Source organism: Arthrobacter rhombi (assembly GCF_039526245.1).
Taxonomy (GTDB): Bacteria; Actinomycetota; Actinomycetes; order Actinomycetales; family Micrococcaceae; genus Arthrobacter_H; species Arthrobacter_H rhombi.
This window is the reverse complement of record NZ_BAAAIV010000012.1, coordinates 388,082-402,645: the sequence shown is the minus strand read 5'-3', so window position 1 is coordinate 402,645 and position 14,564 is coordinate 388,082. Positions and strand designations below refer to the sequence as shown.

The window sequence follows — 14,564 nt, the reverse complement described above, 5'->3', positions numbered from 1 at the left end:
CGCGACATGGTCAGTCCAGCACCTCGGCGAGGAAGCCGCCGGTGTGGCTGGCTTCGATCTTGGCGACCTGCTCCGGGGTTCCGGAGGCGATGACCTGTCCGCCGCCGGAGCCGCCCTCGGGGCCCAGGTCGATCAGCCAGTCGGCGCTCTTGATGACATCGAGGTTGTGTTCGATGGTGATGACCGTGTTGCCCTTGTCCACCAGTCCCTGCAGGACCAGCAACAGCTTGCGGATGTCCTCGAAGTGCAGGCCCGTGGTGGGCTCGTCGAGCACGTAGATGCTGCGCCCGTTGGAGCGCTTTTGCAGCTCGGAGGCCAACTTCACGCGCTGCGCCTCGCCACCGGAGAGCGTCGTGGCCGGTTGTCCGAGCCGGACGTAGCCCAGGCCGACGTCGACCAGCGTGTTCAGGTGCCGGGCGATCGGGGTGAACGCGGCGAAGAACTCGGCGGCCTCCTCGATCGGCATGTTCAGCACGTCGGAGATGCTCTTGCCCTTGTAGTGGACCTCGAGGGTTTCGCGGTTGTACCGCGCGCCGTGGCAGACCTCGCAGGGCACGTAGACGTCCGGCAGGAAGTTCATCTCGATCTTCAGCGTGCCGTCGCCGGAGCAGGCTTCGCACCGGCCGCCCTTGACGTTGAAGGAGAACCTGCCCTGCAGGTAGCCGCGGACCTTGGCCTCATTTGTTTCGGCAAAGAGCTTGCGCACATGGTCGAAGACGCCGGTGTAGGTGGCCGGGTTCGAGCGCGGGGTGCGTCCAATCGGGCTCTGGTCCACATGGACCACCTTGTCGAGCTGGTCCAGGCCCTCGACCCGGGTGTGGCGTCCCGCCACCTGCTTGGCTCCGTTGAGCTTGTTGGCCATCACCTTGTAGAGGATGTCGTTGACCAGGGTGGATTTGCCCGAGCCGCTGACACCGGTGACCGCGGTGAAGACGCCCAACGGGAACTTCACCGTCAGGTCCTCCAGGTTGTTCTCGCGGGCGCCGACCACGGTGACCTGGCGCTTGCGGTCCACCTTGCGCCGCTTGGCGGGCAGTTCGATCTTCTTCCGGCCCGAGAGGTAGTCGCCGGTCAGCGATTCGGTGTTGGCCAGCAGCCCCTCCAGGGAACCGGAGTGCACCACGGAACCGCCGTGCTCGCCGGCGCCGGGGCCGATGTCCACGATCCAGTCTGCCTGGTGGATGGTGTCCTCATCGTGCTCGACGACGATCAGGGTGTTGCCCAGGTCGCGCAACCGGTTGAGGGTCTCGATGAGCCGCCGGTTGTCGCGTTGGTGCAGCCCGATGGAGGGTTCGTCCAGAACGTACAGGACTCCGACGAGTCCGGAACCGATCTGGGTCGCCAGGCGGATCCGCTGGGCCTCCCCGCCGGACAGGGTTCCCGCGGCGCGCTCCAGGTTCAGGTACTCGAGGCCGACGTCGAGCAGGAAGCGAAGTCGCGCCTGGATCTCGATGAGGACCTGGTGGGCGATCTGCTTCTCACGGCCCGTCAGGACCAGTCCGTTGAGGAACTCGGAGCAGTCCCGCATGGGCAGGGCAGATACCTCGGCAATGGACTTGCCGTTGATGAGCACGGACAGCGATGCGGGGTTCAAACGGGCACCGTTGCACTCGGGGCACGGGATCTGCCGCATGTACTCTTCGTACCGGTCGCGCGCGTGGTCGGACTCGGTCTCCTCGTGCTTGCGGTGGATGTACTGGATGACGCCTTCGAAGCCGGTGCTGTACTTGCGTTCACGGCCGAAGCGGTTGCGGTATTGGACGACGACCTTGTGGTCCTTGCCGTTGAGGATCGCCTCGCGCTGCTTGTCCGTGAGCTTGCGCCACGGGGTCTCGAGATCGAACTTCAGGTCCTTGGCGAGCCCGGCCAGCAGCCGGTTCCAGTACTCGGTGGTGGCGGTGCCCAAGGACCAGGGGGCGATGGCCCCTTCGGACAGCGACTTGGAGGGGTCCGGGACGACGAGTTCCTCGTCGACCTCGAGCCGCGTGCCGATGCCGGTGCAGGCGGGGCAGGCGCCGAACGGGTTGTTGAACGAGAACGAGCGTGGTTCGATCTCGTCGATGGCCAACGGATGCTCATTCGGGCAGGCCAGGTGCTCGGAGAAGGCACGGACCCGCGCCTCGTCATCCGCCGGCAAATCCACGAAGTCGGCCAGCACGCGGCCGTCGGCCAGCCCGAGGGCGGTTTCGATGGAGTCCGTGAGGCGTTGGCGGATGCCGTCCTTGGCGACCAGGCGGTCGATGACGACCTCGATGGTGTGCTTGTACTGCTTGCCGAGCTTGGGCGGATCGCTGAGCTGGATGGTTTCCCCATCGACCCGGGCACGGGCGTAGCCCTTGACGGCCAGTTCCTTGAACAGGTCGACGAATTCGCCCTTACGTCCGCGGACGACCGGGGCGAGGACCTGGAAGCGGGTGCCGTCCTCGAGCTCCAGCAGCTGGTCGACAATCGCCTGGGGCGTCTGGCGGGTCACTGCCTCGCCGCAGACCGGGCAATAGGGGCGGCCGACGCGGGCCCACAGCAAACGCATGTAGTCGTAGATCTCGGTGATCGTACCGACAGTGGAGCGCGGGTTCTTCGACGTCGACTTCTGGTCGATCGACACCGCTGGCGAGAGGCCCTCGATGAAATCGACATCCGGCTTGTCGACCTGGCCCAGGAACTGCCGGGCATAGGCGGAGAGCGATTCGACGTACCGGCGCTGGCCCTCGGCGAAGATGGTGTCGAACGCCAACGAGGACTTCCCCGACCCGGACAGGCCGGTGAAGACGATCATCGCATCGCGGGGCAGGTCGAGGTCCACGTTGCGCAGGTTGTGCTCGCGGGCCCCCTTCACCACAAGGCGGGACTGGTCGTGGGCGCGCACGGCCGACGGGTCGGTATCTGCTTCTGGAGCGCTGGGGGTAATAGCCACGTGTTGATGGTAGTCGAAATCCCATTCGAACACACGTTCTAACGACGTGTCGCGGCCCGTCGTTCCGGGCCCGTGGCTACCCGGTGTTCACTGCCCGCGGAAGGCTGCCCTGACGAATTCCAGGGTCCGTCCCTCGTCAACACCCCATTGGACCGCCTGCTGCACCAGGTCGTTCGCAGCGGCGGCCAGCCTCCTGTCCGCCTCGGAGCCGGTGGCCAACACCACCGTCCCATGGCGACCCCGCGTCTCGACGGCCCCCGCCTGTTCCAGTTCGCGGTAGGACCTCGCCACCGTGTTCACTGCCACGCCGAGCCGTCCGGCGAGCGCCCGGACGGAGGTCAGCCGGGCTCCGGGGACCAGACGCCCCGCGGCGATCGCATCAAGGACCTGCTGGCGGATCTGCTCGTACGGGTGGGCCGCGGTGTCCTGACGAATGGAGACAAAGGACAATACGTCGTCATCGTTCACGGGAGCTCCTGGAAGTGATCGGGCCGGTGCGGTCGCGGGTGTGGTGACTTCACGGTACCCGGGCCACGCCTGCCGGCGTCCGAGGGGCGCGTCTAGGCTATGCACATGAATACACAGGATTCCTTGCTGCACGACCTCGCCGATGTCACGATCCGCAGCGTCTCGGTGTCGACCATGGCCAACAACGCGTATCTGATCACCCACAAGCAGACCGGGGCGCAGGTCCTCATCGACGCGGCAGATGACGCCCCGGCGTTGCGCCGCCTGCTCGCCGAGGCTGCGGACGATGCCCCCGTCAAGCCGAAGCTGGCGTTGATCGCCACCACCCACCAGCACTGGGACCACATCCGGGCGCTGAGGGAACTTGCCGAGGAGACCGGGGTGCGCACTGCGGCCGGCACTGCCGACGCCGCAGGGATCCGCGATCAGGTGGCCGTCGAGATCGACGTGACGCTGGACCACGGAGACGTCGGGAACTTCGAGGGATTCGACCTCACCGCAGTCCACCTGCGCGGTCATACCCCGGGTTCGATCGCCTACGTCTACCGGGACCCGGCGGGCCCCACCCACATCTTCAGTGGTGACAGCCTCTTCCCCGGGGGCGTCGGCAACACGGAGAAGGACCCGGAACGCTTCACTTCCCTGTACGACGACGTCGTGAACCGGCTCTTCGAGCCCTACCCGGATGACACGCTGGTCCACCCCGGCCATGGGGACGGCACCACCCTGGGCGCCGAGCGCCCGCACCTGGCGGAATGGCGGGAGCGCGGCTGGTGACCCCGGCGGTCGCCGGAGCCCCGCCTACTCCATGTGTTCTTCGCGTATTTCGCCGAAGGGCACCTTCTCGGAGGTCATGGCCTGGACCTCGGTCCCCATGAAGCGCACCACCACCCCGGTATCCCCCTCGGCAGCGGATTCGAGCAGGACAGGTCGCAACGTGCCGATCTGCCGCTCCGGTGCGGCGTCGAGATACTTCTGGTAGGTGGCGGGAAGGATGTGTTCCACGGCGTGCTCCTGGTGCTCCTGGTCGGTCCCTATCTCCCGCTTTACCACCGACCCCGGGCGAAGAGAAGAGCAGCAGGCCACCCTGCGGGGTCAGCGGGCGGCGGTCTTCTGCCCGACCATGAAGATCCGCCGGAACGGGAAGACCGTCAGCTGGTCCCCCTCGGGCCCGGTGAACGGCGGGTAGGCCTCCCGGACGAGGTCGGCGTACTCGGCCTCGAACTCCTGCGCATCCTGCTCCCCCAACACCGACAGGATCGGGCGCAGGGCGGTGCCACGCACCCACTCCAACACCGGGTCCTCACCGCGCAGGATCTGGGAGTACGTCGTCTCCCACACGTCGGCTTCGAACCCGTAGTCCAGCAGCAGTCGAAGGTACGTCTCCGGTTCGGCGGTGGCGTCCTTGCGCAGGGTCAGTCCCTTGAGGCGGGATTCCCAGTGCGGGCGAGCCGCAAGGTCCCGCATGAGCGCATGTGAGGGGGCCCCGAAGTTACCGGGCACCTGGGCCGCGAACCAAGCTCCAGGTTCCAGTTCGTCGAGCCACCCGGCCATCAGCTCCCGGTGTCCGGGGATCCACTGCAACATCGCATTGCTGACCAGCACATCGGTTCCCGGCTCGGGCGTCCACGTCGTCGCGTCGGATTCGGCAAAGGCCAGATTCGGGCGCTGGTGGTCGGTGGCGGCCTTCCCGATCATCTCGGCCGAGGCGTCGAGCCCCGAGACGTGTGCATCAGGCCAGCGGTCGGCGAGCGCGGCGGTCAGTGGGCCCGGTCCGCAGCCCAGGTCGACCACCTTCCGTGGAGCATCCGCGTTGATCCGCTGCGTCAGTTCGAAGAAGGGCCGGTCACGGTGGGAGGCGAACTGCACGTATTTGGCGGGGTTCCATTTCATGGGGACAGACTATCCAGTCCGGGCGGTCCGCGTTCGCGCCGCTTGAATATCTCCCCGTTTCGGCCGTCGACCCGGCTGAAACTCGGGGGTGGCTCCATGCGGACACCGCCATGCCGCCGGTGTCGCAAGCACGTCACCCGCCCCGAAGCTGAATAGGATTCGGTTCATGGATTACGTTCGTTTTCAGAGTGCTGTTCCCAACCGCCGCGGAACATTCCCTGGAGTATTTGCCCTGGCGAATGGGCTGGCAGCCAAGGGGATGCTCTCCGACGCCGACTTGGCGTGGCACCGAGAAGCCAACCGCACGGCGAATGCCCTCTATCCGGACCCCACGATCAAGTCTCCCGATTGCTACGCCGTCGGCGACGCCTCCGCTTGGTTCAAATCGTCGGCCACACATCTACTGGACATGTGCCGGGAGTATCTGGCCCTGCTGGACAACTACAAGATTCCTTGGGTCGAGCTTCGCTCGAATCGTCCTGGAGTCATCAGGCACGACGACGACGTGCAAGTAATTGTTCAGCCCTTTGAATACCCGAAGCATTGGGACGGGCTCTGGAAGCAGCGAACCAGGCCGCTTCGTCAAGCGCCGTAACTGAAGCTCACAAGCCGGCCCGTGCAGGGCAACCGCTCTGCACCGATTCCCCACGGAACACTTGCCGTGTTCGCCTCCCCGGTACGGTGGCATCCACCTATGTGGATTCACCAGATGTGATGGTTCGACAAGTGGCTCGTCGATACCCAGTGGCCAGGCAATTGGCCATCGACGCCCCCCACGGAGGGTCAAGAACCCAATTTTGCCGGTTCGCCTGTCCCGGAGGCCGAGCTCGGCCAACTGCGGCAACAGCTGAGCCATCGTGGGATGCGGAAGCCAATAACTACTTCACGCTAGTCTTCCGCTCGAGACGCAGAGAGGAAAACTGGCATGCCGGAAGCCAGCACCTTCAGCGGCCAAGCACCGAGTCCGCGATGTGCCGGGCAGCTTGGTGCGGTGTGATGTCTGTGGTGTCGATGACTTCGGCGTCGTTGTGGAGCCAGGTACGGGCGGCCTCAGCGTATGGCTCCAGATATGCGAAGCGGAACGCTGAGGGGCCCATATCTTGATCATTCTGTATTCGATCGCGCAGCGTCGCTTGGTCGGCATGAAGCACGAAATGCCGGATCGGAATGCCGTGCCCGGTCAGACCGTCGCTGATCTCTCGCCAATAAGGCTCGACCAGGACAGTCATCGGCATCACGAGGGTGCCTCCGGTGAACTCAAGCACGCGCCGCGCGGTTTCGACAACGAGCGGCCGCCATGGCTCCCAGTGTTGGAAGTTGCCCGTTTCAGGTAGCCCGGGCCTAACGTCCATGAGCACCTCGCCGACCTTTTCAGCGTCGAGAATGCGAGAGTCAGGCAGCATTCGCTGAACGAGCGCACTCGTTGTTGTCTTTCCCGATCCGTGGGTGCCGTTGAGCCAAACGATCATGGACCGAACTCTAGTGTGGCAAAGTGTCCTCGTTGCTAAGCCCAGAAGCGTGCCCGTAAGGGGAACGGCATACGGGACACCAGCCAACTCGTCCATCGTCATATATCCATGTTCAAGCGGCGCTGCACTGGCATCGAACCGGGCAGCACGGACCAGCCTTTTCATCACCCCCAGGACGAGCGTGGGGTCGCAGGTATTTTCCGTGGGACCCGGGGGATATTGCCTGCCTGGAGAGAACGAGTCGGTCCTGTCCGATGGATGATTGACTAAGCACATGACTTCGCACTTCTACCGCCCAGCAGAAGGCCACCGGCTTCCGCACGATCCGTTCAACGCCATTGTCGGGCCGCGTCCCATAGGCTGGATCGGCACGCTTTCCCCGGCTGGAGTTCGCAACCTCGCGCCATACAGCTTCTTCAATGCGTTCTCCTACACGCCGCCGCTCATCGGCTTCTCAAGTACCGAGAGCAAGCACACCGCGCGCAATGCCGAGCTGACGGGAGAATTCACCTGGAACCTTGTCACGCGCGCCCTGGCAGAACAGATGAACGCAACATCGACGACGTCCGAAGTAGATGAATTCGTCGCATCCGGTTTGGAAGCCGCCGATTCCGTAGATATCAGTGCCCCGCGGGTCGCAGCCTCGCCCGTGAGCTTCGAATGCCGGGTCAGTGACGTCATTCCCTTGCGCGGGTCAGACGGGCAAACGTCTACCGGCGTACTCACGATCGGGGAAGTCATCGCGGTGCACATCGATGAATCCCTGATTCCCAACGGCATATACCAGACGGCCTTCGCCCAGCCGGTTCTGCGCGCAGGCGGACCAAGTGCCTACTTCGAGGTCCTTGCCGAGGGCCGCTTCGATCTGGTGCGGCCTAGCTAGTACTTCAGGACCGTCGACCGTCCCGGGCCCCTACTGTGGCACTCGTGGGGCGGCAAGGCCCCCGTCACTCAAGGGCAGGTGCCGTCTCCGCAAGCGGAACAGTCTACGGGCCCACTTGTCGCGACGTGGCTTCGTGTGAATGGTGTTTGACGTCATCGCGCGCCCGGCGCGCATCCTTCAACGCTGTTGGCCCAGTCCCGCGAAACGAGCATGACGCGGCGGTCAGGGCTGCATGATGACGACCTTGCCCACGCCGTTTTCGGCCAGGCTGTGGGCTTCGATGATGTCCCGCAGAGAGAGCTCATGGTTGACGCGGGGCGTGTAGAGCCCTTCCCGTCCGAGCGCAGCGGCATACCGCAGGAGGGCCGAGTCGTTGCGGGCGTCGACCTTTCTGATGCCGAGTTGCGCAGCGCCCTGGTCGTCTATGACGGTGACTACCCGGGAGGTGTCCCCCACGATGCTCAACAGGTCAGGTAACGAGTCGGACGGGGCCGCATGCAGGGCGGCGTCCACCCCGCCGGGCGCGAGGACAGCCACACGCTCGGCCAGCCCCGGACCGTATGTTGTTGGGAGAATACCGAGCGACTCCAGGTACGGATGGTTGCTCTCGCGCCCTGTGCCGATGACGGTGGCACCGGCCGCGAGGGCGAACGCTGCGGCTGCACTGCCTACGGCACCGGAAGCACCCTCGATGAGGAATGTCCTGCCGCTCAGGTCACCCAACGCTTCAATAACACCTGCGGCGGTGACGGACGCGAGCCCCGCCGCGGCAGCCTGCGCAGTCGACCATCCCTCGGGGACTGGGCTCCATGCAGTCAGGATCGCAAACTCGGCAGTAGTGTCACTGACCCCGCCCAGTCCGAACACGACGTCGCCCACCTGGGTATCTGTCACACCCGGGCCGAGCTCGTCGACGACACCGACAGCGTCCCGACCCGGGATGGCGGGCAGGGTCAGCGGCAGGAACTGGTCCAGATGACCGGCGCGCACGATGACATCGATGGGATTCACGCTCGTGGCGTGCACCTTGATCCGAATCGAACCTTCACTGGCATGTGGTTCCGGCGCGTCCTCAATGACGAGAACGTCGGGAGGGCCGTATGCGTGGAAGCGGGCAGCGCGCATGTCATTTCTGCTTTCTGGTGAGGAACATGCAGCAAATGCTTGCTGCGGAAAATGACGCTACTCCGAATTCCTTTCCGCAGCAAGTAACGTTATGATGTGACCATGCCAGTTTCAGATCGCCTTTCGCCGCAACAGGACCGGACGTGGTCCTTGCTGGTGGGCGTCATGATGTGGCTTCCCGCGGAGTTGGATACCTACCTGGCAGGATCCGCCGATCTCAGCCACGCCGAGTACGGGGTACTGCGTTGTCTGTCGCTGAGCGAGGACCGCGAAATTCACATGAGCCGCCTGGCTGCCACTGCCAGTGTGACGCCATCGCACCTGTCACGGATTGTCGGGCGGCTGGAGAAGCGAAATCTTCTCGCGCGAAGCGCGGACCCAGCAGATGCGCGCAAAACTCTCGCGAGGCTGACGCCGGAGGGGGCGAGCCTTCTGGACCAAGTTGAGCCTGGTTACGTCGCGGAAGTCCGTGCCCGAGTGTTCGAGCTTCTCGACCATCAGCAACTGAACCAGCTGGAGGACCTCACGGAGGCCATCCTCACACCGCTTCGAAGTGAGTGCATAGGTCTCTTGCCACCTCGAGCTCGCTAAGCCGTTCGGAGCACAGCGAAATGGCGCCCGGTAAACGGTCGTCCACCGGGACCGGCAGGACATCATTAGGACTAGACATTCATGACGACGTCATGGCGAGCCACCAGTTCCGATGAGTCCCGCATGTAATGCCCGGTGAAGGTTCGGCCAAACGGGACAACCACAACCGGCACCACTGCCCTGCTGGTACCGCCAGCACCGCACCTGGCCCGGCACCGCCGTCGTGCCTTGTGGGAGATAGGCTGGTTGCATCATGAAACTGACTGAGCTCCTGCCCGATGCGCCACCACGCGGGGCGACCGCCGAATCCACCTACGCCTCCTTCCTGACCTGGACCGAGGACCGCGGGATCTCGCTGTATCCGGCGCAGGACGAGGCGGTGATGGAGATCGTCGAGGGGAACAACGTCATCCTGGCCACCCCGACGGGTTCGGGCAAGTCCCTGGTGGCTGTTGCCGCACATTTCCATGCGCTGGCCCGTGGCGAACGCAGCTACTACACGGCACCGATCAAGGCGTTGGTTTCCGAGAAGTTCTTCGCCCTGTGCGATATCTTCGGCGCGGAGAACGTCGGCATGGTCACGGGTGACTCGTCCGTGAACCAGGACGCCCCGATCATCTGCTGCACGGCTGAGATCCTGGCCAACGTCGCCCTGCGTGAGGGCAAGGAAGCCGACCTGGGCCCCGTCGTCATGGACGAGTTCCACTTCTACTCCGACCCGCAGCGCGGATGGGCCTGGCAGGTGCCCCTGTTGGAACTGCCGCAGGCCCAGTTCCTGCTGATGTCGGCCACCCTGGGTGACGTCACCCGCTTCGAGGACGAGCTCACCCTGCGCACCGGCCGGCAAACCACCACGGTGGCCAATGCCGAGCGCCCGATCCCGCTGCACAACTACTATTCGGAAGAGCCGGTCCAGGAGGCGATGGAGGAGCTGCTGGCCACCCACCAGTCGCCCGTGTACGTGGTGCACTTCAGCCAGCTCGAGGCCATCGACCGCGCCCAGTCCCTGATGAGCATCAACGTCTGCACCCGCGAGGAGAAGGACCGGATCTCCGAGCTCATTGCCGGATTCCGCTTCGCCACCGGCTTCGGCAAGACACTGAACCGCCTGGTCCGCCACGGGATCGGCGTCCACCATGCCGGCATGCTGCCCAAATACCGCCGCCTGGTGGAGCAGCTGGCCCAGGCCGGGTTGCTCAAGGTCATCTGCGGGACCGACACCCTGGGCGTGGGCATCAACGTCCCGATCCGCACGGTCATGCTCACCGCCCTGTCCAAGTACGACGGCATCCGCACCCGCCCGCTAAACGCCCGCGAATTCCACCAGATCGCCGGCCGGGCCGGACGCGCCGGCTACGACACCGCGGGAACCGTGGTGGTCCAGGCCCCGGAGTTCGCGATCGAGAACAAGAAGGCGATGACCAAGGCAGTCGCCAAGTTCGGTGACGACCAGAAAAAGCTGCGCCAGGTCGTGAAGAAGAAACCACCGCAGGGCTTCGTCTCCTGGTCGGAGAAGACCTTCGACAAGATGGTCGCCTCCATCCCCGAGCCCTTGACGTCGTCGTTCACCGTCACCCACTCCATGCTGCTCAACCTCCTGGAGCGGCCCGGCAACTCCTTCGCCGCCGCCCGACGCCTGCTCACGGAAAACCACGAGCCGCCGGCACGGCAGCGCATCCTGCTCCGCCGGGCACTGGGCATCCTGCGCGAACTGCTGGCCACCGGCGTCGTGGAGCGCCTGTCCGAACCCGACGAGCACGGCAACCTACTGCGCCTGACCGTGGACCTGCAGCAGAACTTCGCCCTGAACCAGCCACTCTCCCCCTTCGCCATGGCCAGCCTGGAACTCCTGGACCGCGAGTCCCCCACCTACGCCCTGGACGTGGTCTCCATCATCGAGGCCACCTTGGAAAAGCCCCGCCAGGTGCTCAACGCCCAGGAGAAGAAGGCCCGCGGCGAGGCAGTCGCGGCGATGAAGGCCGAGGGCATGGAATACGAGGCGCGGATGAACGCGCTGGATGAGGTCACCTACGCCCAGCCGCTGGCCGAGTTGCTGGGACAGGCGTTCGAGACGTACCGCCAGGGTGCCCCGTGGCTGGGCGACTTCGAGCTCTCCCCCAAATCGGTGGTGCGCGACATGTATGAGCGGGCCATGTCCTTCGGTGAGTACATCCAGTTCTACTCGCTGGCACGCTCCGAGGGCATCCTGCTGCGCTACCTCACGGACGCGTTCAAGGCCCTGCGCCAGACGGTCCCCCGCGATGCGTTGCGCGAGGACCTGGAGGACCTCATCGAATGGCTCGGCGAACTCGTCCGCCAGACGGACTCCTCGCTGCTCGACGAGTGGGAGAAACTCTCCCAGGGCGAGGCGCCCGGGGACCTGGCTGCCGAGATCACCCCGCCGGCCCCGGAGCGGTTGACCTCCAATGAACGGGCCTTCCGGGTGATGGTCCGCAACGAGATGTTCCGCCGTGTCCAGCTCTTCGCCGATGAGCAGGACGGGACGCTCGGGGACCTCGATGGGCACAACGGGTTCAACGCCGATACCTGGGCCGATGCCATGGACGCCTACTTCGACGAGCACGACGACATCGACGACGGCCCCGCGGCGCGCGGCCCCCAGCTGCTGATCATCACCCCGACGCGGACCGAGTGGAAGGTCCGGCAGATCTTCAAGGACCCCGCCGGGAACAACGACTGGGGCATCGACGCGGTCGTCAACCTGGCGGACTCGGACGAGGCCGGCTCGGCAGTGGTCACCGTGACGGGTGTGGGCCGGCTGGGCTAGGCCGTCTGCCGGAGTCCCCGCGCTAGCTTTCGGTATCGTCGGTGAACCCGGCGATCCGTGATTCCGCTCCGGGTGACGGTGCCCAGCCGAAGGACGATCCGTAGGTCAGCGCCTCTCCGGTACCGCCGAAATCGTGGACCCCGTCGTCCTCCGAGTTCGGTACGCTACCGGCGCCCAGCAGGCTCCGCGTGAGTGCGGATTCGGCAGCCATCAGTTCCTCCACGGAGGCCGTCAGGTCATCGTCGCTGGCGTCTCGGTCCTGGAGTGCCGCTCGCAAAACGGAGCGCCTGACGAGTTCCTTGGCGAACGAAGCAGTGGTCCCATCGGTCTGTTCGGCCGCCCGATTGACGCAATCCTCTGAGAACCCGAGGGGCCCGCGTAGAGCCCGAGCAAGGCCCGGCGCTCGGCTTCACCGGGCTTCGGGATTTCGACGGCCAGGTCGACGCGCCCCGGTCTTTGAGCCAGGGCGCGTTCCAAGGTCTCCACCCGATTGGTGGTGAGCACGAAGGCAACGTCAGCATCGGCGTCGAGTCCATCCATGGCTTCCAGCAACTCGAACAAGAGTGGCTGGGAACCCATGCCAAAGCCCCGATCTTCCGCCACCAGATCGCAGTCCTCCAGGACGACGATGGCCGGCTGCAGTGCCCTGGCCATCCGCGCGGCCTCGGCAACCAGGGAGAGCGACCCGGCAGACAGCAGGATCGCCGTGGTCCCCTCCGAACGCGAGAGCAGGTACCGCACCATGTGGGTCTTGCCAGTCCCTGGTGGCCCGTACAGCAGCACCCCGCGCTTCAGGTGCTGTCCGGCCCGCAGCAACGCTGCCCTCTGCCGGCCGAGCTCGATCACCTGGCGTTCCACCGAAGACAGCACTCCGGGCGCAAGGATGATGTCTCCGGCCGTCATCTGCGGCCGCCGATGAAACGTCACGCCGCCAGTTGTGGGCTCGAACTCGTTGGCGGAGAAGGAAACGACGTGTCCGCGGTAGATGCTTTGGGCCCGCATTTCCCCACGGAACCAGGCGGTGAAAGCGTCAACCTGCTCTGCATGCTCACCCAGGATCTCCAGGTTGGCCGCGGCTCTGCCAAATTGGGGATTGGGGCCTCGCAGCAGCACTGCCAAGCGCCCGTGGGATCCGTCCACCAGGAACAGTCCGTAGTCGACAATACGGTGATTCTGATCGGGTCCGACGTCGACGGTTCGGTAGTCCGGCTCGGCGATCGGTGCCCTGTGGTGACGCCGGTTTTGCAGAAGGTCACCCAAGGACATGTGGTGTCGTTCCTCAGATCCGACACCCACCAACCGCTCGATTCCGTCCATGCCGGAGAGCAGGATGGAGGCGTCGGCCAGCCGATGCCCACCGAACTCCTCGGTGACCGCGGGAATTCCTGCGGAGCCGCATCCGAAATGCGCTTCCACGGCGTCCCACACCTATTCGCCCTGGTGAGCGCCGATCTGCAACGACGCTGCCGTGTCAGCCAGCGTGTTGAAATTCCTCAGGAACCGCTTGAGTTCATCGTCCATGCTTGTGGATCCTAACAGCGGCTACGCCGACGTCGGAAGGAGCCAGGGCAGCAGTGCCAGCAGCGGCTGCGCCCGGGTCCTGGCGATCTCTATGGCCGGGACCGTGATCCCCAGGAAGGCGTAGACGGAGACCGGCACGCACAGCAGCCATTCACGCCATGATCCGGCTTTGCCCAACACGGGGACGGCCAGCCGGCCGCTCCTGCGCCAGACGTGTTTCAGGACGGGGAGCCGCCGCACGATCCGGGGTGCCCGGATCTTCAGCGGCCAGATCAGGTTGCAGCCGCCGACGGTGAGCAGGTCCCCGACGATATGTGTCGCCGTGCCCAGCAGCATGGCCAGCACGAACCAGTACTGCTGCTCGGGCGCGAAGAGCGCCACAAAGGCACCGGCCGGGATCGACACCAGCCACGGCAGGCGCCGCATCGAGTCGGGAATGAACTTCAGGGCCTTCAGCGCAAAGGCGATGAGCAGGACAGCTGACAGGCCGGCCCCGGGGAAGACCGTGCCGTAGCGCGGAAGCTCGACCTGCCACAACCCCAACAGGTAGGCGGCCAGGGTGAAAACGGCGATGCCGAACAGCGAATGGGTCCCGTTGCGGTGCCCGCCGGCGACCTCGCCGATCCCGGCGCACACCACGTTGGAAACCGGGGGCAGTGACTGGGCAATCGTCGCGTGCCGGTGATCGGCGTCGGGCAGCAAGGCGGCTCCCGCACAGGCCATCGCTCCGGCGAGGACACCCGCCGGGGTGATATCGAGCAGGCCAAAACCCAAGGGAACCTCGGCGGGCAGGAACGTCAGGCGCTCCGCCACCGGCCCCAACGCGATCACCGGCTGCGTGGTGGCGGCAATCCAGACGGCTGCGCCGCTGGCTGCATGGTGTCCTCCCATCATGGGCGGTGGCTCGCTTTC

General features: G+C 65.3%; 14 protein-coding genes. 5 read left to right on the top strand and 9 right to left on the bottom strand.

Features of this window, described 5'->3' with window-relative positions:
- Positions 1-10: 10 nt before the first annotated feature.
- Complete coding sequence (gene uvrA, locus ABD088_RS12515; protein ID WP_343902379.1) at positions 11-2,908, bottom strand: excinuclease ABC subunit UvrA; 2,898 nt, start codon at positions 2,906-2,908, stop codon at positions 11-13.
- Positions 2,909-3,001: 93 nt separating this feature from the next.
- Complete coding sequence (locus tag ABD088_RS12510; RefSeq protein WP_343902260.1) at positions 3,002-3,382, bottom strand: GntR family transcriptional regulator; 381 nt, start codon at positions 3,380-3,382, stop codon at positions 3,002-3,004.
- 105 nt (positions 3,383-3,487) lie between these two features.
- On the opposite strand from ABD088_RS12510, the gene ABD088_RS12505 reads away from it, so the two are divergent.
- On the top strand, positions 3,488-4,159 hold the full coding sequence (locus ABD088_RS12505; RefSeq protein WP_343902259.1) for an MBL fold metallo-hydrolase: 672 nt from the start codon (positions 3,488-3,490) through the stop codon (positions 4,157-4,159).
- Positions 4,160-4,183: 24 nt separating this feature from the next.
- On the opposite strand, the gene ABD088_RS12500 is transcribed toward ABD088_RS12505, so the two are convergent.
- Complete coding sequence (locus ABD088_RS12500; RefSeq protein ID WP_343902258.1) at positions 4,184-4,387, bottom strand: hypothetical protein; 204 nt, start codon at positions 4,385-4,387, stop codon at positions 4,184-4,186.
- 90 nt (positions 4,388-4,477) lie between these two features.
- Positions 4,478-5,275 (bottom strand): trans-aconitate 2-methyltransferase, encoded by a 798-nt coding sequence (locus ABD088_RS12495; protein ID WP_343902257.1) that lies wholly within the window; start codon positions 5,273-5,275, stop codon positions 4,478-4,480.
- 166 nt (positions 5,276-5,441) lie between these two features.
- On the opposite strand from ABD088_RS12495, the gene ABD088_RS12490 reads away from it, so the two are divergent.
- The gene (locus ABD088_RS12490; RefSeq protein ID WP_343902256.1) at positions 5,442-5,870 is read left to right on the top strand and encodes a hypothetical protein; all 429 of its coding nucleotides are present in this window, start codon (positions 5,442-5,444) and stop codon (positions 5,868-5,870) included.
- Between the two features lie 349 nt (positions 5,871-6,219).
- On the opposite strand, the gene ABD088_RS12485 is transcribed toward ABD088_RS12490, so the two are convergent.
- Complete coding sequence (locus ABD088_RS12485) at positions 6,220-6,744, bottom strand: AAA family ATPase (protein WP_343902255.1); 525 nt, start codon at positions 6,742-6,744, stop codon at positions 6,220-6,222.
- Positions 6,745-7,018: 274 nt separating this feature from the next.
- On the opposite strand from ABD088_RS12485, the gene ABD088_RS12480 reads away from it, so the two are divergent.
- Entirely contained in the window at positions 7,019-7,627 is a 609-nt protein-coding gene (locus ABD088_RS12480; RefSeq protein WP_343902254.1) for a flavin reductase family protein, read from the top strand.
- A gap of 222 nt (positions 7,628-7,849) precedes the next feature.
- Here ABD088_RS12480 and ABD088_RS12475 read toward each other — a convergent pair whose 3' ends face one another.
- Complete coding sequence (locus tag ABD088_RS12475) at positions 7,850-8,752, bottom strand: NADP-dependent oxidoreductase (protein WP_343902253.1); 903 nt, start codon at positions 8,750-8,752, stop codon at positions 7,850-7,852.
- Between the two features lie 102 nt (positions 8,753-8,854).
- Between ABD088_RS12475 and ABD088_RS12470 the strand changes: the two genes are divergently transcribed.
- Positions 8,855-9,343 (top strand): MarR family winged helix-turn-helix transcriptional regulator, encoded by a 489-nt coding sequence (locus ABD088_RS12470; RefSeq protein WP_343902252.1) that lies wholly within the window; start codon positions 8,855-8,857, stop codon positions 9,341-9,343.
- Between the two features lie 253 nt (positions 9,344-9,596).
- Entirely contained in the window at positions 9,597-12,131 is a 2,535-nt protein-coding gene (locus ABD088_RS12465; protein WP_343902251.1) for a DEAD/DEAH box helicase, read from the top strand.
- Positions 12,132-12,153: 22 nt separating this feature from the next.
- Here the strand turns inward: ABD088_RS12465 and ABD088_RS12460 are convergent, their stop codons facing one another.
- The 3 genes from ABD088_RS12460 to ABD088_RS12450 all read right to left on the bottom strand — a co-directional run bounded on the left by ABD088_RS12460 (position 12,154) and on the right by ABD088_RS12450 (position 14,546).
- Complete coding sequence (locus ABD088_RS12460; RefSeq protein WP_343902250.1) at positions 12,154-12,342, bottom strand: hypothetical protein; 189 nt, start codon at positions 12,340-12,342, stop codon at positions 12,154-12,156.
- Between the two features lie 20 nt (positions 12,343-12,362).
- On the bottom strand, positions 12,363-13,547 hold the full coding sequence (locus ABD088_RS12455; protein ID WP_343902249.1) for an ATP-binding protein: 1,185 nt from the start codon (positions 13,545-13,547) through the stop codon (positions 12,363-12,365).
- A 126-nt stretch (positions 13,548-13,673) separates the two neighbouring features.
- The gene (locus ABD088_RS12450) at positions 13,674-14,546 is read right to left on the bottom strand and encodes a metal-dependent hydrolase (RefSeq protein WP_343902248.1); all 873 of its coding nucleotides are present in this window, start codon (positions 14,544-14,546) and stop codon (positions 13,674-13,676) included.
- Between the last annotated feature and the right edge of the window lie 18 nt (positions 14,547-14,564).

What these genes read in the sequence shown, in the direction of transcription:
- ABD088_RS12505 (WP_343902259.1), top strand. Translation starts at nt 3,488, where the DNA reads ATGAATACACAGGATTCCTTGCTGCACGACCTCGCCGATGTCACGATC.
- ABD088_RS12495 (WP_343902257.1), bottom strand. Translation starts at nt 5,275, where the DNA reads ATGAAATGGAACCCCGCCAAATACGTGCAGTTCGCCTCCCACCGTGAC.
- ABD088_RS12490 (WP_343902256.1), top strand. Translation starts at nt 5,442, where the DNA reads ATGGATTACGTTCGTTTTCAGAGTGCTGTTCCCAACCGCCGCGGAACA.
- ABD088_RS12485 (WP_343902255.1), bottom strand. Translation starts at nt 6,744, where the DNA reads ATGATCGTTTGGCTCAACGGCACCCACGGATCGGGAAAGACAACAACG.
- ABD088_RS12480 (WP_343902254.1), top strand. Translation starts at nt 7,019, where the DNA reads ATGACTTCGCACTTCTACCGCCCAGCAGAAGGCCACCGGCTTCCGCAC.
- ABD088_RS12475 (WP_343902253.1), bottom strand. Translation starts at nt 8,752, where the DNA reads ATGCGCGCTGCCCGCTTCCACGCATACGGCCCTCCCGACGTTCTCGTC.
- ABD088_RS12470 (WP_343902252.1), top strand. Translation starts at nt 8,855, where the DNA reads ATGCCAGTTTCAGATCGCCTTTCGCCGCAACAGGACCGGACGTGGTCC.
- ABD088_RS12465 (WP_343902251.1), top strand. Translation starts at nt 9,597, where the DNA reads ATGAAACTGACTGAGCTCCTGCCCGATGCGCCACCACGCGGGGCGACC.
- ABD088_RS12460 (WP_343902250.1), bottom strand. Translation starts at nt 12,342, where the DNA reads ATGGCTGCCGAATCCGCACTCACGCGGAGCCTGCTGGGCGCCGGTAGC.
- ABD088_RS12450 (WP_343902248.1), bottom strand. Translation starts at nt 14,546, where the DNA reads ATGATGGGAGGACACCATGCAGCCAGCGGCGCAGCCGTCTGGATTGCC.